Origin of the sequence: Sinomonas mesophila, from assembly GCF_001999765.1 — a bacterium.
Taxonomy (GTDB): domain Bacteria; phylum Actinomycetota; class Actinomycetes; order Actinomycetales; family Micrococcaceae; genus Sinomonas; species Sinomonas mesophila.
In genome coordinates, this window is record NZ_KV908323.1 from 289,199 (window position 1) to 307,481 (window position 18,283).

Consider the following 18,283-nt stretch of genomic DNA (forward strand, 5'->3'; position numbering starts at 1 on the left):
GCTGGCTGCTCCTTCCCGCGCGATGGTCTCATCATGCGCCTGCGGGATCGGCCGTCGGTATGCGCGCCCTCCGTTCAAGAAGCAGAAGTGATCTTTAGTGATGCATAATGGTGAGTCAAACCGATCGGTCAGGAACCCACTGGCACTATTGCGAAAGGGCCGCCGTTGCTCGAGATCCGCCGCCTCCGCCTCCTGAGGGAGCTCAGCATCCGGGGCACCCTCGCCGAGGTCGCCGACGCGCTCCAGTACAGCCCCTCCTCCGTGTCGCAGCAGCTCGCCCTCCTCGAGAAGGAGACGGGCGTCCAGCTGCTGCGCAAGTCCGGCCGCCGCGTGCTTCTCACGCCGCAGGCGCAGGTCCTCGTCGCCCACACCTCGGAGCTGCTCGACTCGCTCGAGCGCACCGAGGCCGCGCTCGCCGCGAGCCAGAGCGAGGTCCGCGGCACCGTGCGGCTCGCCGTGTTCCAGACCGCGGCGCTCGCCCTCCTGCCCGCCGCCCTCAAGACCCTCCGCCAGCGGCACCCGCAGCTGCGCGTCGAGATGGTCCAGCACGAGCCCGAGACCGCCCTGCACGAGACCTGGGCGCGGGACTTCGACCTCGTCGTCGCCGAGCAGTACCCGCACCACGCCGCGCCGCACTACTCGGGCCTCGACCGGCAGGGGCTCACGCGGGACACGATCCGCCTCGCCCTTCCGCCCCGCGGCTCGGGCGCCGAGTTCGACGGCGTCAGGCGGCTTGCCGACGCCGGACGCGTCCCGTGGGTCATGGAGCCGCGCGGCGCAGCCTCTCGGCACTGGGCCGAGCAGGCCTGCCGTTCCGCGGGCTTCGATCCGGACGTCCGCTACGAGACGGCGGACCTCCAGGCCCACGTCCGGCTCGTCGAGTCGGGCAACGCCGTGGCCCTCCTCCCGGATCTCGTCTGGGTGGGGCGCGTGCCTGCCGCGCGGCTCGTGATGCTCGAGGGGACGCCGCAGCGCACCGTGTTCACGTCCATGCGGTCCTCGAGCGCCCAGCATCCCGTGATGCTCGCGGTGCGGCGCGTGCTCGAAGAGACGGCCCGCCAGCTCGTGGGCCCGGCCGCGGGATGAGCGGCGGCCGGATGAACGGCGCCGAACGGCCAGAAACCCATATCACGGAACGGTAACGGCCCGTTGCGCCCGTGTGGGCGCTGCCACACTGGAGCGATCACCCCCTGACGCGCCGGGATCCCCCTGCGCAGGCACTCATGATTCCGAGGAAGACACAAGCATGACCGAGCAGACCTTCCAGCTCATCGCCATTGCGGTATACCTCGCGGCGATGCTGGGCATTGGGTACTACGCCTACCGGCGCACAACGAGCATCGACGGCTACATGCTCGCAGAGCGAGGCCTCCGCCCGTCCGTCGCAGCACTCTCCGCGAACGCCGCAGACATGTCGGGCTGGTTGCTCATGGGCCTCCCGGGTGCCATCTACGCGTCCGGGCTCATCGAGGCCTGGATCGCGATCGGCCTCACCATCGGCGCGTGGCTCAACTGGAAGTTCGTGGCCCCGCGGCTTCGCGCCTACACCGAGATCTCGGACAACGCGATCACCATCCCGAGCTTCTTCGAGAAGCGCCTGAAGGACCACAGCCACCTGCTCCGCATCGCGGCCGCCCTCGTGATCCTCGTGTTCTTCACGTTCTATGTCTCCTCCGGCATGGTCGCCGCGGGCAAGTTCTTCGTGAGCTCGTTCGGCTGGCCGTACCTGTCGGGCATGCTCCTCGTCGCCGTCATCACGCTCCTGTACACGCTCTTCGGCGGGTTCCTCGGGGCCACGCTCACCGACGTCGCCCAGGGCCTGCTCATGTTCGCCGCGCTCATCGCGGTGCCGATCGTCGTCGTCCTCCAGCTCGGCGACCTCGGCGGCGCGGCCGCCACGATGCAGTCCGTCAACCCGGAGGTCCTCAACCTCTTCGCCGGCCTCGAGGACAAGGGCGCGCTGCTGTGGGGCCTCGCGATCTTCTCGACCGCCGCGTGGGGCCTGGGCTACTTCGGCCAGCCGCACATCATCGTCCGGTTCATGGCGCTGCGCACCCCGGCCGAGGCCAAGGCCGGCCGCCGCGTGAGCACGACCTGGATGATCATGACCGCGGCCGGCGCGATCGGCACGGCGCTCATCGGCATCGCCTACTTCGCCGGCTCGCCCGCCCGCCAGCTCGAGGACCCCGAGACGGTGTTCCTGCTCCTGAGCCAGATCTTCTTCCACCCGTTCGTGGGCGGACTCGTCCTCGCGGCCGTGCTCGCCGCGATCATGTCGACCATGTCGAGCCAGCTCATCGTGTGCTCCTCGGCCCTCGTGGAGGACCTCTACAACATCGTCGGCAAGAAGGCCTCGCAGAAGGCCCAGCTCACGCTCGGCCGCCTCGGAGTCCTCGTCATCGCGGTCGTGGCGGCGGTGCTCGCCCTCGACTCGGACTCGAAGATCCTCGACCTCGTCTCCTTCGCGTGGGCCGGTTTCGGCGCGGCCTTCGGCCCGATCGTGATCCTGAGCCTCTACTGGCGCCAGCTCACGGCCGCCGGCGCCCTCGCGGGCCTCCTCACGGGCGCCGTGACGGTGTTCGTCTGGGGCAACATCCCGGCCCTGCACTCAGCCATGTACGAGATCGTGCCGGGCTTCCTCCTCAACGTCCTCGTCGCCGTCCTCGTCTCCCGTGCGACGAACCGCCACGAGGACATCGACGCCGAGTTCGAGGAGATGGAGCGTCAGGTCGGCGAGGAGGCCGCCGCGGAGGCCGCCGCCACGCGGTAGCCATCCCGCCGCGGGCCTCCCTGCGCAGCACGGCAGCCCGCAAGCACGACGGCGGCCCGCAAGCACGACGGCGGCCCGGTCACCGGTGCGAGGTGACCGGGCCGCCGTCGTGCGCGCCGCTCGGGCGGGCGAGCGGCGAGGCCGCTGGCTACGGCGTCGTCGTCTTCATCTTCTCGGCGCCGACCATCCACGCGAACTGCTCGAGCTTCAGGATGATCTCGTTGAGCTGGTCGGTCGTGGCCGGATCGTGCTCCTCGACCGCGCTGTAGATCCCGCGCACCGTGGCCACCGTGTTCTCGAGGGCCTTGACGGTGGCGTCGATCGCCTGGCTCGTCGAGACGATCCCCTCATGGGCCTCGTCGAGAGAGGTCGTCTTGGCGACCGTCGCGCTGCGGCCGTCGGGCACGACGTGCAGGGCGCGCATCCGCTCGGCGATGACATCGGTGTGCAGGCGGGCGGCCGCGACGATCTCGTCGAGCTGCAGGTGCAGGTCGCGGAAGTTGGGCCCCACGATGTTCCAGTGCGCCTGCTTGCCCTGGAGCGTGAGCTCGATGAGGTCCACGAGCACGGCCTGCAGGCCCCTGGCGAGTTCCTCGGATGCCTTCATGGGTCAGTCCTTTCCCTCGGTGGTGTGCTGTACCCCTACCCCAATCCCTACCCGAGCACGGGGGAGCCAAAAGTGAACCGCCTCACGTGAGCCGGTAGCGCTCGATCTGCCTGAGCCTGCGCAGGAGCGAGTCGCGCCGCGGGTGCGGCTCGGTGCCCGCCGGCTCGGCCGTCAGCTCGATGTGCTCACGCCCGAACCGCCACAGGAGGAGGTCGTCGAGCAGCCGGTCGGGGCCGGGGGAGTAGCGGTGGTCGAGGGCCTTGCGGACCTCGGTGATCCGCTCGGCGTCGAGCAGCGCCACGAGCTGGCGGGTCTCGGTGAAGCCGTGCGCCTGGACGAGCTCGTTCGCCCAGCCCCAGTCGTCGTCGACCTTGCGGTCCACGTGCGGCAGGAGCGTCTGCCAGACGTCCCGGATGCGGTCCGGGCTGAGCGGCTCGCCGCCCTCGCCAGCAGGATCCCAGAAGCTGCGCACCGTCTCGTAGCGCTCGTGCAGCTCGGCGAACTCCTTCTCCACGACCTCGAGCATGGCCGCCGTCGCCGTGAACTGCCGGTCGAACTGGGGGCTCCACGCCCTCGGGTCCTGGCTCTTGAACCGGATGTCGTGCTCGATCTCGCTCCACGCGTGCGCGAAGATCGTGCGGACCTGGCACTCGAAGAAGTAGTTGCCGTTGGCCGGCAGCTCCGGGTTGAACTCGGCCTGGTAGGCGCGCACGGCATCGTTCTGGATCGTGCGCAGGATCAGGTGGCGGCTCGAGTAGCCGTAGGTGCCGGACTCGATCGAGCCGATGGCCTTCTCGCGGTCCCCGCGGCAGTCGTAGATCTGGCGCTGGCGCTTGATGAGGTTCGCGACCATGGCGTTCTCGCTCGGCAGCTTCGTGATGACCCGCACCCCGACCATGTCGTTGAGCGTCCGGAACGGGTCGGGGAACTTGAGCGTCGGGGCGCCGCCGGGCTCGGACGGCGGGTCGAGCCGGGAGATCTTCTCCCTGAACGACTCCACGGTCTTGGTCCGCCCTGTGATGAACAGGGGCGTCACCTCGGCGTCGGCGAAGATGTCGCGCAGCGTGTACAGCACGTCCCGCGTGACGTTCTTCAGCGCCGGGCGCACGCGCTCGTACGTCTGCACCGAGGCGTCCACGATCGCGCGCTGGCCGGCGTCGAGCCGGCCGTAGTTGCTGGTCATGCAATCACCGTAGCAATCGGTTCCGACACGGTAGCCCGGCTGGGTGTTCGCCTGCGGCGATCCGCGCACGACGGCGGGAATCGCCGCGCCGCGCGGGGCGTTGGCCTGTGCGTGGGCGATGAGGAGGCGCTGGACGCCTATTCGCAGACCGTCACGTCCGTGGCCCGCCACCTGAGGCCCCGGGTGGCCTCGGTGCGCACCGAGCGGGGCTCGGGCTCCGCCGTCGTGCTCAGCGACGAGGGGCACCTCGTGACGAACGCGCACGTCGTCGGGCGGCTGGCGCGCGGTGAGGTCGCGCTCGCCGACGGCGCGTCCGGGCCGTTCGCGGTGATCGGCCGCGACCCGCTCTCCGACCTCGCCGTCCTGCGCACGGGCATCCAGGTCCCCGAGCCGCCCGAGTTCGGCGACGCGGACCGGCTGCTCGTCGGCTCGCTCGTCGTCGCGGTCGGGAGCCCGCTGGGCCTCGAGGGCAGCGTCACGGCAGGGGTGGTCAGCGCCCTCGGCCGGTCGATGCCCGCGCGGGGGAGGACGGCGTCGCGGCTCATCGAGGACGTCATCCAGACCGACGCCGCGCTCAACCCCGGGAACTCCGGCGGCGCGCTCGCGGACTCGCGCGGGCGCGTCGTGGGGATCAACACGGCGGTCGCGGGGATCGGGCTCGGCCTCGCCGTCCCGATCAACGCCACGACCCGCCGCATCCTGAGCGCCCTGCGCGAGGACGGCCGCGTCCGCCGCGCCTACCTCGGGCTCGTGAGCGTCCCGACGCCGCTCGACGAGCGCTGGACCGCACGGACCGGCCGGCGCCGCGCCCTGCGGGTCGCCGAGGTCATCCCGGGGAGCCCCGCCGCGGTGAGCGGCCTGCGGCCCGGCGACCTTCTCCTGGCCATCAACGGCGCCGCGCTCGCCGACGCGCAGTCCCTCCAGCGGCACATGTTCGAGGACGCGATCGGCCGCCGGACCGAGATCACGGTGCTGCGCGGCGAGGCCATGGTCGACGTCATCACCGAGCCCACCGAGCTCGTCGACTGACCCGGCCGGCGCGGCGCACGGCGCCCGGCCCCGGAAGGCTCGCCTCGCGGGTTCCGGCGCCTGCGGCCCCGGCGTACGGTGGAGCCATGGCGGCGCGGTGGGGGAGCCTTCGTTTCATGTGGCGCACGACGGCGATGCTCGCCGCCGCGATGGCGGCGGCCGCGCTCGTGACCGGCTGCGGGGACGGCCTCGGCGCCAAGCCCCCGGGCCCGGCGGCGACCTCGCCGGGGGCGACCGCCCCGGGATCCACCCCGGGCGGACCCGCCCAGCCCACGCCGCCCGACGGCGCCGGGGACGCGCCGTCGTCCGCGCCCCGCACGCCCGACCCGACGCCGAGCGAGGACTGCTCCGACGTGGGCGGCCTGCCGGGCTGCGTGACCTTCACGTCCGTCTCCGGCTCCGATCCCTCCGGCCCGCTCCCGTGGCTCGGCACGGACCCGGTCTCGTTCTCGGTCCGCACTGTGAACGGCCGGGTCACGGTGGGCATCGGCACGCCCTGCAACGGCGGCGGTGGCCCGGCCGAGCTTGACGGGGCGACCCTGACGGTCGACCACTCGCAGTTCGCCCAGACCCTCATCGCCTGCCTCGGCCCCCAGGCGGACTACGAGAGGTGGACGTGGAACCTCATCGCCGAGCCGGTCTCGTATGCCTACGACGGCACGACGCTCACGTGGTCCAACCCGCGCGGGACGGTGGTGTTCCGGCGGTAGGGGTTCCGGCGCCAGCCCGGTCAGCGCTGCCTCACGCAGCGCTGCCTCACGGCCCCATGGGCCCGCCGGGTGGGGGCTCGGTGAGCAGCGTGGGCGCGTACTCGAGCAGCTGGAGCTTGCCGTCGAAGGTCCGGCTCGCGACCATGTCGAGCATGACGTCGGGGTAGCCGTCGAAGATGCGCTCGCTGCCCGTCCGGCCGGTGATGACGGGGAACACGACGACCCGGAATCGGTCCACGAGCCCGGCGGCGAGGAGCGAGCGGCAGAGGCTCACGCTGCCGAGGGTGCGCAGCGGGGTCGGGGCGTCCTCCTTCATGGCGCGGACGGCCTCGACGGCGTCGGTGTCCACGAGCCGCGCGTTGGCCCAGGTCAGCGGCTCCTTCAGGGTCGAGGAGAACACGACCTTGGGCATCTCGGCGAGCATCGTCATGCTCGGATCGTCCGGGAACTGCTCGGCGAAGCCGGACATGAGCCGGTAGGTCTTCGCGCCCATGAGGGTCGTGTGCCCGCGCTCGGGCGACTGGTCGAGCCAGGCCAGGTACTCGGGCGCCTCGACGCCCCAGAACCCCGGCCAGCCCTCGGCGGAGGCATACCCGTCGAGGGAGATGATGAAGTCCACTGTCAGGTCAGGCACCCTTCCGAGGGTAGGCCGGTGGCGCCGCACGCGTAAGGGGCGGGGCGGGAACACGCCGGGGGCCCGCCGCGAAACAGCGGCGGGCCCCCGGGCGGCGTACTCTTCGCGGCGTACTCCCGCGGAGGCGCTCCTGAAGCGATTAGCCCTTGTTCACGAGGTAGATGGCGCCGGTCGTGACGTCCTCCTCGAGCGCCTCGAGCGTGCGGCCTCGGGTCTCGGGGACCTGCGTGATGACGAAGAGCAGCGCGAGGGCGCCGACGACGGCGAAGAGGAAGAAGGTCCCGGTGATGCCGGTGGCCTGCACGAGCGAGGGGAAGTAGAGCGAGAGGAACCCGTTCACGATCCAGAGCATGAAGATCGAGACCCCGGTGCCGAAACCGCGCATGTGCAGTGGGAAGACCTCCGAGAGGTAGACCCACACGGCGATGTTGAGGAAGGTCTGCATCGAGCCGACGAACGCGACGACGAGGAAGAGGATCACGAAGGGACGGATGGGGTTGCCCACGGGCAGCGCCATCGAGGCGACGCCGATGAGGACGTGGCAGGTCGTGGTCAGCGCCAGGCCGGTGATGAACGTTTTGCGGCGATCGAGGCGGTCCATGAGCGAGAGCCCGATGATGCCGCCGACCACGGCGATCACGCCGGGGGCGATGTTCGCGATGAGCGCCCCGCTCTTGTCGAAGCCCGACTCGACGAGCACGGTCTGGCCGTAGTACATGATCGAGTTGATGCCGGTCAGCTGCTGGGCGACGCCCAGGCCGATGCCGATGAGCAGGATGCGCAGCAGGTTCTTGTTGGAGAAGATCGCGCGCCAGCCGATCTGGTGGCTCTCGAGCTCCTCTTGGGCGACGTGCTCGACGTCACCGAGCTCCGCGACCGCTCGGTCCTCGGACCGGACGGTGCGCAGGACGGCGAGGGCCTCCTCGTGGCGGCCCTTCTCCACGAGCCAGCGGGGGGACTCGGGCATCCGCAGCATGCCGAAGAACAGCGCGATGGCCGGCACGGCGCAGACCGCGAACATGATGCGCCACACGCCCTCGATGTGGCCGAGCGTGCTGCCGAGGATCGCGTTGACGACGAAGGCCGCGAGCTGGCCGACCACGATCGCGAGCTCGTTGCGGCCCGCGAGCGATCCACGGATCTCGTAGGGGGCGAGCTCGGCGAGGAACACGGGCACGACGGTCGAGGCGCCGCCGACGGCGAGGCCGAGGAGGATGCGGCCGACGACCAGGATGGCGAAGTTCGGCGTGAGCACGACCGCGAGGGTGCCGACGAAGAAGAGGACGGCGAGGAGGATGATCGTCTTGCGGCGGCCCCAACCGTCCGAGAGGCGCCCGCAGAACATCGCGCCGATCGCGGCGGCGAAGACGAGCGAGCTCGTGACGACGCCCTCGGTGAACGCGGTCAGCCCGAGCTCCGCGGCCATCGGGCTCAGCGCGCCGTTGATCACGCCGGTGTCGTAGCCGAAGAGGAGGCCGCCGAAGGTGGCGATGAGGGCGACGACGCCGAGGCGCCGGGTGTGCGGGCCGCTCGTGAGGGGCGGCAGCTTACTGTTCCCTGTTGGTGGGGTGATCGTGGCGGACATCGGGACTCCTTTGTCGGTGGACCACGGGCCTGTGACCCGAATCTCATCCAAGACTAACGCGCGAAAGAGCTATATGTAAGGACATAGCGACATCTTTTCAAAAAAGTTGTCCGGCGGGCCGGTGGCAGGATGGGGTCCATGACCACCGCCGATCCCCGCCGCCCGGCCACCCAGTCCGACGTCGCGCGCGCGGTCGGCGTCTCCCGCACCCTCGTCTCCTTCGCCTTCCGCGGCGCCCCGGGCGTGAGCGAGGAGACCCGGCGGGCGATCCTCGAGGCGGCCAAGCGCCTCGGGTACCGGCCCAACGTCGCCGCCGCGGACCTCGCGCGCAAGCGCGCCTCCGCCGTCGGCCTCCACCTCCTCGACCTGCGCAACGAGGTCTACGCCGACATCTTCGCGGGCGTACGCGAGGCGCTCGCCCCCACCGCGCACCGCATCATCCTCGGCGTCGCGCGCTCTTCCGACGGCGTCGGAGGACGCGGCGGAGAACACGGCGGGACCGGCGGCGACGAGGCGGACCTCGGCCCGCTCATCGAGGCGCGCGTCGGCGTCGTCATCGCCGCGACCCTCATCGACCCGGACGAGCGCGTTCGCGAGCTCGCCCTCGACGTGCCGATCGTGAGCGTCGCGCGCCGGGTCGAGGGCGTGGACAGCGTCTACTCCGACGACGCCGCCGGCTCCCGCGCCGCGACCGAGCACCTCCTCGCGCTCGGCCACACCCGGATCGCCCACATCACGGGGCCGTACCACGAGGGCATGCACGCGCGCCGGCGGGCCTTCGACGCCGCGATGCACGACGCCGGCCTGCCGCCGCGCGTCGTCGCCGCGCCGGGGCACTCGCTCGCCGCCGGGGAGGAGGCGGCGCGGGCGCTGCTCGCCGGGCCGGAGCGGCCCACCGCGGTCGTCGCGCACAACGACCAGCTCGCGCTCGGCGTACGCGAGGTCGCCCTCGGCCTCGGGCTGCGTGTGCCCGAGGACCTTTCGCTCACGGGCTACGACGACTCGAGGACCGCGGGCCTGGCCGGGATCGGCCTGACCTCGGTGGACCTGGGCGCGCACGCCCTCGGGGTCGCCGCGGGGATGGCCGCCCTCAACCGGCTCGCGTACCCCAACGCGCCGGCCGTGGACGAGTGCAGTCTGCCCCGGCTCGTCGTGCGCGGTTCGACGGCCCCGCCGGGACGTTCCTCCTCGGACTCCTGAGCCGGCCTTCATGTGAGCCGCGCCTCAGCCCGGACTGCTACCGTAAAGCGCATGCTCACTGTGATCGGCGAGGGCCTCATCGACGTCGTCCGCCGCCCGTCCGGGACGGAGTCGCACCCCGGCGGGAGCCCGCTCAACGTCGCGATCGGCCTGGCCCGGCTGGACCACCCCGTGCAGTTCATCGGCCGCTACGGCGACGACCCCCACGGGCGGATGCTCACGGAGCACCTCCGGGCCTCCGGCGTCCTGGTTCCCCTCCCGCCGGACGGCACGCCGACCTCCGTCGCGACCGCCGAGCTCGACCACCGCGGCGCGGCGACCTACCACTTCGACCTCGACTGGCACCTGCCCGACCTGCGCGAGCGGCTCTCGGGCCTCCTCGGCGCCACGACGCTCCTGCACACGGGCTCGATCGCGACCGTCCTCGAGCCCGGGGCAGACCAGGTCATGGCCGTCGTCGAGCGCGCCCGGCCCCGCGCGACCATCGGCTTCGACCCGAACTGCCGTCCCACGATCACCACCGACCCCGAGGCCGTGCGCGGCCGGGTCGAGCGCTTCGTCGCGCTCGCCGACGTCGTCAAGGCCTCGGACGAGGACCTCGCCTGGCTTTACCCCGGCGTCGACCCGCTCGACTCCGCGCGCCGCTGGCTCCGGCTCGGCGCGCCCGAGGGGCCGGCCCTCGTCGTGGTCACGCGCGGCTCCCGGGGGGCCTGGGGCGTGTGCGCCGACGGCGAGGAGCAGCTCTCCCCGCCCGCCGTGCGCGTCGCGGACACCGTCGGGGCCGGCGACTCGTTCATGGCCGCCCTGCTCTCGGGGATCGTGGACCGCGAGCTCGACGGCGCGCAGCGCCGCCCCGAGCTGCGCCGCCTCGACGCCGCCGAGCTGCGGCGGATCATGGACTTCGCCGCGCGCGCCGCCGCCGTGACCGTCTCCCGCCGCGGCGCCAATCCGCCGACCCGGGCCGAGGTCCGCGCGGGCGCCCCCGCGCCGTCGTCAGGCGCACCGTCAGCGCCTGCGGCGAGCACCCGCGGAGGTGCGGCATGAGCTTCGAGGTGACGAGCCAGGACCTCGTCGAGGGCGGCGAGCTGCCCGCCGCGCAGGCGAGCGCGCACTTCGGTATCCCGGGCGGGCAGGACCTCTCGCCGCAGCTGGCGTGGAGCGGGGCGCCCGAGGGGACCCGCAGCTACGCCGTGACGGTCGTGGACCCGGACGCGCCCCGGCCCGGCGGGTTCTGCCACTGGGCCGTCGTGAACATCCCCGCCGAGGTCGACCAGCTGCCCGAGGGCGCAGGCGGCGCACCGGATGGCATGGGGCCGTCCGGGGACGTGGCGGGCCTGCCCCTCGGCTCGGTCGAGCTCGTGAACGATGCTGGATACTCCGGCTTCGTGGGCGCCGGGCCGCCGCCGGGCGCGCGGCACCGCTACGTCGTGACCGTGCACGCCCTCGACGTCGGGAGCCTGCCGGCCACCCCGCGCACCCACGGCGCGCGCACGCTCGATGACATCGCCGCGCATGAGCTGGCCCGGGCGGGCTTCACGACGCACTACGAACACCCCGAGACGCGCTGAGGGCGGCGCGATGGGTCAGGCGACGGGCCAGCTGCGCATGCGCCTCGTGGCGAGCGACATCGATGGGACGATCCTCGGCAGCGACGGACGGATCACGCCGCGGACCGTGCGGGCCCTGCACGCGTGCGAGGCCGCGGGGGTCGAGCTCGTCTTCGTCACGGGCCGCCCCGCGCGCTGGCTCACGCCGCTCGTCGACCAGCTCGGCCACTCCGGGACCGTGATCTGCTCGAACGGCGCGCTCGTCTTCGACCTCGAGACGATGTCCGTGGTCAGCGCCGAGGCGATCCGCCGGGACACGCTGCTCGAGGTCCGCGACATCATCCGCGGGCTGTTCCCCGAGACGGCCTTCGCGGCCGAGACGACGGCGGAGTTCGTCATGGAGACCGCGTTCGCCGAGCCGCGGCATCGGGCCCTGCTCGACCAGGTGCGCCACGGCGACCTCGCCGAGCTCGTGGGCGAGGACGAGGTGGTCAAGTTCATGGCCAAGATCGAGGGGATCTCCGCGGAGGAATATCTCGACGGCGTCGCCCCGCACATCGCGCACCTCGTGGCCGTGACGCATTCGGCCGTGGACATGACGATGCTCGAGATGGCCGCTCTGGGGGTCAACAAGGCCGTGACGCTCGCCGAGTACGCGCACGCGCTGGGGATCCGGCCCGAAGAGGTCGTCGCGTTCGGGGACATGCCGAACGACGTCGAGATGCTTTCGTGGGCGGGCGAGGGCTACGCGATGTCCTCGGGGCACCCGCTCGCGCTCGCGGCGACGGTGCTGCACGCGCCCGGGCTCGAGGACGACGGCGTCGCGCAGGTCCTCGAGCGGAAGCTCGCCGAGGCGCCGGCCGGGCGCATGCCAGACCGCGCCGCCGGGTAGGCGGCTCGCTCGCTCCCCGTCCCCGCCCCCCACGTCTCGGGTACGTATCTCGACGGGAAAGCGGCCTTCCGGGTACGAGCCTGCGTACCCGAAACGCCATTTCGGCGTCGAGATACGTACCCGAGACGGGGGTGGGGGCTACGAGTGCCGGTGCGCCGCCTGCGTCAGGCCGATCGTGACGCAGATGGTTCCGATGACGAGGAACATGTGGACGCCTGGGCCGAAGCCCCCGAGTATCCCGAGGACCCAGAAGGCGAGGGCAGCGATGCCCGAGACGAGCAGAATCATCACGAACTCCTTCCCGATGACCACCGGATGCCCATATTGTCCGCGCCTGGCCGCCCCATGGCTACGGCCGTCGCGGTGCTCGGCCGGGAAGAATCCGGTGGTTGAGGGGAGTCGAAGCCAACACTCCGGGAGAAAACTCTCTTCACCTCTTCCGTTATTTGAACACTCTGTATCATAATTCTCCACGGGGAGATAGCCGTTGCGGTCTCGGGAATGAATGAGTGGGCGTATGCACGCCCCTTGGCCGAGGGCAGCGATGGGCACTGACAACGGAACATCCGGGCTCGCGGCTTTCGATATCGACGCCGTCGACCTCTCGGAGACCGTGACGAACCTGAGCCGCGTGAAATCAAAGAATCGCGCCAGGCTCGCCAATTCCGATCTCACCCGGGCGTTCCTCAACGCGGCGCTGAGCCTCACGGACCATCTCCTCGGCCCGGGCGGCGAGGATTCCGCCGAGGTCGCGCGCCAGTCCCTCGCCTACCTCTCGCGCCCCCGGATCGTGGGCCGCGCCCGCGAGGCGTACCCCGAGCTGGTGCCCACCGAGGCCAAGTTCCGGGACCGCTGGGCCGGGCAGCAGGACTTCCTCTCCGACTTCGTGGCCTACGCCCTCAAGGCCCGCGAGGGCTACCTCCGCCGGGCGATCGACGCCTGGGCGGACGAGCTTGCGTGCTCGGGCGGGGACTTCGCCTCGGCAATCCACCGCGTGGCCTTCGAGGGCATGTCCTTCATCGCCGACCAGCCCGCCTACAGGCTCCAGCTCCTCCTCACGGCCTCCGCCGAGGCGGATCCCATCGCCGCCGAGGCGCTGCGGCAGCTCTACGCCTCGATGACGGCGGCGTGGTTCGGCCTCTACCGGCAGGTGGTCGAGCGCTTCGGGCTGCGGCTGCGTGCCGGCGTGCGGGCCCAGGAGGTCAACATCATCCTCCAGTCCCTCGCCGAGGGGCTCGGGCTGCGCGTCCTCGCGGGCGTGGAGGAGCCGCTCGTGAACCGGACCCGCGGGACCTCGCTGCTCGGCACGGCCGCGCTGGCCCTGCTCTCCTCCCTCGTGGACGACGGCGACGGGCTCACGCTCGCGGAATCCGCCAATGAGCGCATCGGCCACAGCATGAGAATTCCCTCCGATGCCGGAGGTAATTCGTCGGAGGTCTTCTAGAAGCGCACATCCCGTGGTGCTGGAAGCCGCTCTCCCGGCAATGATCAACTGAAACAGTACCCAGCTCCGGTGAGAAATCCGGGGCCAGGCAGCAGGTGAATTCAGCCGGAATTCGCGGAAGTGATGTCGGGGGACGTCATGCGTGGGAAAATGACGGTCGCTGCTCGCTGGGCGTGGGTCAGGGCTGCGGTCCTGGCCTGCTCCATCGGCCTCCTTGGCGTGGCCGCCGTGCAGCAGGCCCAGATCGATGCCACCCAGGACCGCCGAGCGCAGGCAGCCCGGCTCCTCGCCGAGGCGTCGGCAAGGGCTGCTGCCTCGGTGCCGCCCGCGGAGCCCGCCGTGACGGAGCCCGCACCGCCCGCCGAGCCCGAACCGGCGCCGTCGTCCGCTCCCGCGGAACCTCAACCTGTCTCGCTGCCGCGCCTGTCCCTCCCTCCCACCGGCTTCTCGTGGCCGGCGGCCGGGCTCTCGGTGGGCGTCGTGCCGATGCCGTGGACGCCGGGCGAGACCGTGAACCCGGACCTGGACGCGAACGGATTCGACCCCGTGGCGCACTGGCTCGTCGGCACGGGCGAGACAGAGGAACACCAGCCCGTGGTCCTGGCCGCGCACACGTGCTACGGCGCAGACCCGCTGTGCAATCCCGCCACGTTCCCGTTCAACCGTCTGAGTTTCCCCGGATGGGAAAAGGGGCAATCCGCATCAATTTCTGATGCGAATGGGCAGACTATTCCGTGCAGCCTCGAAGATCGGAGGATCGTCGACAAATCAACGCAATTCTCATTCCCGAATGATCCGCATCATGTCGTGGTCTTCTCGTGCAATCTCGAGCGGCCCCACGACGAAATCACTTTGGTTACCTTCCGCTGCGGATAATCCTGCATTGGATGGCAGCCGCCTTTGCCGCGTACTGGGACGCGGGGCTCACACTATATGAAAGGAGTCGAGCAGCATGCAGCTGTTCTCTCACTTCAAGAAGCACTCCGCGGGGATCTTCACCCTTGCGGCCTGCGCTCTGATGGCGGGGGGCCTCGTGACTAGCCCGTCCTTCGCTGCCGGAGACACACCCCCGGACCATCGGGTGACCATCTGTCACGCCACCGGCTCCACAACCAACCCCTTCGTCGTGATCACCCCGGCCAAGGCCGGCGTCGTGAAGGGCCACGAGGGCGCCGGGCACCAGGACGCCGAGGACATCATCCCGCCCTTCGACTGGAACGGGCAGAGCTTCCCCGGCCAGAACTGGGATGCCCAGGGCCAGGCCACCTTCAACGCCGGGTGCGTCGTGACCGTCGTGACTTCGCCTCCGCCGACGACTCCCGGGGTGCCGACGACTCCAGTCCAGCCGACGACCCCAGTCGAGCCGAGCGGCGCGGCGGTGGCAGCGCCTCTGGGCGCCGCCAAGGCTGCACCCCCGCAGGAGGTCAGCATCGCCGCTGACACCGCGGCTGACACCGCGGCCGCGGACGAGGGCGCCGACTACGTGGTCTCCGCCGCGCTCTTCGGGTCGGGCGCGCTGCTCATCGTCTGGGTCCTGCTCACGCTCTACGCGCACCGGACCCGCGGACAGCACGCCTAGCGGCTGCCCGCGCTCGAGCGCCGGATGGCGTGGGGCCAGGGCGAGATCCCCCGATCGCCCACAGCTTCGCGCCATCCGGTTGGACCGCGGCGGCGACTGCGGCGGCGGTGCAGGGCCGCCGTGAGCCGCCCGAGAGGAACACCGTGAGGGGCCGTGGCCGTCAGGCCGCGGCCCCTCACCTGTGCCGTGGCTCGGCGCGGCTAGGAGACCTCCCGGCCCCGGTGAGCGACGACGCCCAGCCAGACCAGGGCCAGCGCCAGGGCGGCCATGCCCGCGAACGGCGCGGTCCAGCCCCCGGTCAGCTGTACCGCCGCCCCCGCCGCAGGGGGGCCCGCCGCGGCGAGCGTGAACCCGGCCCCCTGGCTCAGGGCAGACAGCCTCCCGGCGACCGCTGCGCCGGACGCTCGCACGACCACCATGGCCAGCGCGTAGCCGAGCGCCCCGCTCTGCGCGAGCCCGAGAACGGCGATGGCGAGCGGCATGAGGGGCAGGGGCGCGACGAGCACCCAGAGGATCGAGGCCGCGAGGACGACGCCGATCCCGGGCCCCAGCGCCCCGCGCCAGCGGCGGCGCCCCAGCAGCATCGGCACGACGAGCGTGGCCGGCAGCCCGGCGACACTGAACCAGGCGAGCAGCGCTGACGCCTCGGCGGCCTCGGCGCCGCGCGACACGAGGAAGCTCGGCAGCCAGGACGTGAGGGCGAAGTAGAGCGTCGCCTGCACCCCGAAGTAGGCGGCGATCGCGACCGCCGTCGGGTGCTTCAGGAGGGGCCGGCCGGCGTCGGGTGCGGGGGCGGCGGCTCGGAACGGCCCGGCCCCCTGCGCGGCCCGACGGCGGCTGCCCAGGGAGAGCGCGACGACGAGCGCCGCGGCGGCCGCCGGCGCCGCCCACGTGGCCAGCGCCGCCGGGAGGCCGACGGCGGCTGCCGAGGGGGTGAGGAGCGCCGCGCCGATCGCTGCGCCGCCGCCCATGCCCATCGTCGCGAGGCCCGAGAACCATGCCGCTCCGCCGTGCGCCTTGACGAGCTGCGGGACGAGCACGCTCCCGACCATGATCGCGATGCCGGCCGCGGCGCTGCCGGCCAGCAGCAGCTCGGGTGCGGCCACCCGCAGGACGAGCGCCGCGGCGAGGGCGAGCATCGCCCCGGTGAGCGTGCGGGCGAGGCCGCAACGCGCTGCCAGCCACGGGCCGAGGCCTGCGGACAGGCCGAAGGCCAGCACGGGGGCGGAGCCGAGCGCGAGCAGCCACGGCGTGCCGGCCGAGAAGGCCGGCCCAAAGGCGGCCCCGAGCTCCGGGAACGCCGCGGCGATGCTCGTGACCGCTGGGCGGAGGTTGAGCGCGACGAGGACCGCCGCGATCACCACCGGCCACGTGGGGCGCACGACGGCGCGCGCGGCCGTGGGCGGCGGCGCTACGGCCGCCGGGGGCGGCGCCGCCGGGAGTAGCGCTGCCGGTGGCGGGGCGTCGGTTGGGGACAGCGCCACAAGGACCTCCTGGTGATGGGCCGGACATGAGCCGGAAGGGCGGGGAACCCCGGGCTACATGACGGATGCAGGGACGGCCGCGCCCGGGTACACGGGCGGGAACAGCTCGTCGGGGCCGCGACGCTCGAGGTCACGCTCCGAGTACGCCGCGCGCATGAGGCCGAAGAGCCGCTGCGCCTCGGCGCGGAGCGACTCGAGGTCGACGCCGGGCAGGGTGCCGTTGACGACGACGGGCCGCCCCGCCACGAAGGTGTCCGTCACGTTGCGCGCCGTCCCGTTGAGGACGAGGGTGCGTACGGGGTCCTCGACGACGCCGTCGGCGAACTGGTCCAGGGCGAAGACCGTGAGGTCGGCCTGCGCGCCCGGGGCGAGCCGGCCCAGGTCGTCGCGGCCGAGGGCGCGTGCGCCGCCGAGGGTCGCGGCGTCGAGGTAGTCGGCGAGCCTGCCGGCGTCGGGCCTCCCCTCGACCATCCGGGCGAGGTGCGCGCCGACGTCGATGCCCCGCACGAGGTCCGGCGGGAACGAGTCCGTGCCGAGGCACACGTTGACCCCCGCGGCGCGGAATCGGTCGAAGGAGACGAGCTGCTTGCCGTAGCGGAAGGACGTGAGCGGGCAGTGGACGATGCTCACGCCGTGCCGGGCTAGGGTCTCGAGCGGCCCGCCGGGCGCCGTCGCCCGCGGGTCGCGGGCGTCGATCTCGACGCCGTGGGGGATGAGGAGGCGGGCGCCGAGGAGCCCGGTGGATTCGAGCAGCTCGATGACGCCCTGGCCCGTCGCGCGCTGGAGGAGCCCCTCCTCGAGCGCGGACTGGAGGCAGTGCAGCCGGACGAGCGCGTCCCGCTCCCTCGCGACCCGGGCGGTCTCGCGCATGAGCTCCTCGGTGATGGTCTCGATCCGGCAGGGCAGCAGGACGCCCGTGACGAGGGGGTCCGCGAGGTCGGCGGCATAGTCGAGGAAGCGCTCGGCGTCGCGCAGGCCCGCGAGGCCCCCGGCCTCGTCGAAGCGGACCGTCCGCCCGCCGTCGGCCGTCGTGACGTGCACGCCGGCGCGGTAGGCGGGCCCGAGGTAGCCGCGCAGCCCGAGGCGCCGGCCCGTCTCGGCCATGTCGGCGAGCTCGTCGAAGCCCTCGGCCCAGGAGCTGTGGATCTCCGAGGCAATGGGCATGTAGGTCGTGACGCCATGCAGGGCGAGCTGCGCGAGCGCGAACTCCCGGACGGTGGCGCGCTCGGCCCGGGTGAAGACGTCGCGGCGGCGGTGGTCGAAGTAGTCCTCGGACCAGAGGTGGCCGGGCGCGACGTCGGGGGAGGGCCACGAGTCGAGGATCAGGTGGTCGATGTCCGCGAGAGCGTCGAGGTCGATGAGGCCGGGCATGACGAGGCTCTGCCCGTAGTCCCGCTCCTCGTCCACTGGCCCGTCGTAGCCGCGGCCCACGAACACGATCGTGTCTCCCTTGACGACGACCTCGCCGTCCTCGATCAGGGCGTGCTGGCCTCCGTCAGAGCCGAGGACGTATCGCGCTGTGATCTTGGTATACAAATGTACCTCCTTGCACGGGAGCCCCCGGTGCCGAGCCGCGCGGGGCTTGATATCGAGTGTGATCAGGAAGGGTCGACTCCCGC

General features: G+C 72.1%; 18 protein-coding genes. 11 read left to right on the forward strand and 7 right to left on the reverse strand.

The window, feature by feature from the left end; translation table 11 throughout:
- Positions 1 to 165: 165 nt before the first annotated feature.
- The gene (locus BV907_RS03265) at positions 166 to 1,086 is read left to right on the forward strand and encodes a LysR family transcriptional regulator (RefSeq protein WP_077488218.1); all 921 of its coding nucleotides are present in this window, start codon (positions 166 to 168) and stop codon (positions 1,084 to 1,086) included.
- A 160-nt stretch (positions 1,087 to 1,246) separates the two neighbouring features.
- Positions 1,247 to 2,770, forward strand: coding sequence for a sodium/proline symporter PutP (gene putP / locus BV907_RS03270; RefSeq protein ID WP_077488220.1), 1,524 nt, complete (start codon positions 1,247 to 1,249; stop codon positions 2,768 to 2,770).
- Positions 2,771 to 2,918: 148 nt separating this feature from the next.
- Here putP and BV907_RS03275 read toward each other — a convergent pair whose 3' ends face one another.
- The gene (locus tag BV907_RS03275; protein ID WP_077488221.1) at positions 2,919 to 3,377 is read right to left on the reverse strand and encodes a Dps family protein; all 459 of its coding nucleotides are present in this window, start codon (positions 3,375 to 3,377) and stop codon (positions 2,919 to 2,921) included.
- 82 nt (positions 3,378 to 3,459) lie between these two features.
- On the reverse strand, positions 3,460 to 4,560 hold the full coding sequence (locus BV907_RS03280; RefSeq protein WP_077488222.1) for a GTP pyrophosphokinase: 1,101 nt from the start codon (positions 4,558 to 4,560) through the stop codon (positions 3,460 to 3,462).
- 111 nt (positions 4,561 to 4,671) lie between these two features.
- Here BV907_RS03280 and BV907_RS03285 point away from each other — a divergent pair, with 111 nt between their 5' ends.
- Positions 4,672 to 5,589 carry a S1C family serine protease gene (locus BV907_RS03285; RefSeq protein ID WP_077488223.1) on the forward strand — a complete coding sequence of 306 codons (918 nt, stop codon included), beginning with the start codon at positions 4,672 to 4,674 and terminating at the stop codon, positions 5,587 to 5,589.
- Between the two features lie 116 nt (positions 5,590 to 5,705).
- Positions 5,706 to 6,299: an META domain-containing protein gene (locus tag BV907_RS18670; protein ID WP_175637347.1), complete on the forward strand. Its 594-nt coding sequence runs from the start codon at positions 5,706 to 5,708 to the stop codon at positions 6,297 to 6,299.
- A gap of 46 nt (positions 6,300 to 6,345) precedes the next feature.
- Here BV907_RS18670 and BV907_RS03295 read toward each other — a convergent pair whose 3' ends face one another.
- Positions 6,346 to 6,933, reverse strand: coding sequence for a dihydrofolate reductase family protein (locus BV907_RS03295; RefSeq protein ID WP_077488227.1), 588 nt, complete (start codon positions 6,931 to 6,933; stop codon positions 6,346 to 6,348).
- Positions 6,934 to 7,072: 139 nt separating this feature from the next.
- On the reverse strand, positions 7,073 to 8,518 hold the full coding sequence (locus BV907_RS03300; protein WP_077488228.1) for a sugar porter family MFS transporter: 1,446 nt from the start codon (positions 8,516 to 8,518) through the stop codon (positions 7,073 to 7,075).
- 138 nt (positions 8,519 to 8,656) lie between these two features.
- On the opposite strand from BV907_RS03300, the gene BV907_RS03305 reads away from it, so the two are divergent.
- Genes BV907_RS03305 through BV907_RS03320 form a run of 4 tightly spaced genes read left to right on the forward strand, consistent with a single transcriptional unit; the run spans position 8,657 to position 12,157 of the window.
- Positions 8,657 to 9,718, forward strand: coding sequence for a LacI family DNA-binding transcriptional regulator (locus BV907_RS03305; RefSeq protein ID WP_077488230.1), 1,062 nt, complete (start codon positions 8,657 to 8,659; stop codon positions 9,716 to 9,718).
- A 51-nt stretch (positions 9,719 to 9,769) separates the two neighbouring features.
- On the forward strand, positions 9,770 to 10,762 hold the full coding sequence (locus tag BV907_RS03310) for a carbohydrate kinase family protein (protein WP_077488232.1): 993 nt from the start codon (positions 9,770 to 9,772) through the stop codon (positions 10,760 to 10,762).
- The gene (locus BV907_RS03315) at positions 10,759 to 11,286 is read left to right on the forward strand and encodes a YbhB/YbcL family Raf kinase inhibitor-like protein (protein ID WP_077488233.1); all 528 of its coding nucleotides are present in this window, start codon (positions 10,759 to 10,761) and stop codon (positions 11,284 to 11,286) included. Before BV907_RS03310 ends, BV907_RS03315 begins: the two co-directional genes overlap by 4 nt.
- 37 nt (positions 11,287 to 11,323) lie before the next feature.
- Positions 11,324 to 12,157 carry an HAD family hydrolase gene (locus BV907_RS03320; RefSeq protein ID WP_077488404.1) on the forward strand — a complete coding sequence of 278 codons (834 nt, stop codon included), beginning with the start codon at positions 11,324 to 11,326 and terminating at the stop codon, positions 12,155 to 12,157.
- 138 nt (positions 12,158 to 12,295) lie between these two features.
- Here BV907_RS03320 and BV907_RS18675 read toward each other — a convergent pair whose 3' ends face one another.
- Positions 12,296 to 12,445 carry a hypothetical protein gene (locus BV907_RS18675; RefSeq protein WP_175637348.1) on the reverse strand — a complete coding sequence of 50 codons (150 nt, stop codon included), beginning with the start codon at positions 12,443 to 12,445 and terminating at the stop codon, positions 12,296 to 12,298.
- 256 nt (positions 12,446 to 12,701) lie between these two features.
- Between BV907_RS18675 and BV907_RS03325 the strand changes: the two genes are divergently transcribed.
- The 3 genes from BV907_RS03325 (at position 12,702) to BV907_RS03335 (ending at position 15,180) form a co-directional block, all read left to right on the forward strand.
- A complete protein-coding gene (locus BV907_RS03325; RefSeq protein WP_175637349.1) occupies positions 12,702 to 13,601 on the forward strand; it encodes a hypothetical protein in 900 nt (299 codons plus the stop codon).
- A gap of 219 nt (positions 13,602 to 13,820) precedes the next feature.
- Positions 13,821 to 14,477: a hypothetical protein gene (locus tag BV907_RS03330; RefSeq protein WP_139346580.1), complete on the forward strand. Its 657-nt coding sequence runs from the start codon at positions 13,821 to 13,823 to the stop codon at positions 14,475 to 14,477.
- 76 nt (positions 14,478 to 14,553) lie between these two features.
- Complete coding sequence (locus tag BV907_RS03335; protein ID WP_077488235.1) at positions 14,554 to 15,180, forward strand: hypothetical protein; 627 nt, start codon at positions 14,554 to 14,556, stop codon at positions 15,178 to 15,180.
- A 200-nt stretch (positions 15,181 to 15,380) separates the two neighbouring features.
- Here the strand turns inward: BV907_RS03335 and BV907_RS03340 are convergent, their stop codons facing one another.
- Both BV907_RS03340 and BV907_RS03345 read right to left on the reverse strand, forming a co-directional pair.
- Entirely contained in the window at positions 15,381 to 16,664 is a 1,284-nt protein-coding gene (locus tag BV907_RS03340) for an MFS transporter (RefSeq protein WP_139346581.1), read from the reverse strand.
- A 54-nt stretch (positions 16,665 to 16,718) separates the two neighbouring features.
- Positions 16,719 to 18,200: a chlorohydrolase family protein gene (locus tag BV907_RS03345; RefSeq protein WP_077488238.1), complete on the reverse strand. Its 1,482-nt coding sequence runs from the start codon at positions 18,198 to 18,200 to the stop codon at positions 16,719 to 16,721.
- Between the last annotated feature and the right edge of the window lie 83 nt (positions 18,201 to 18,283).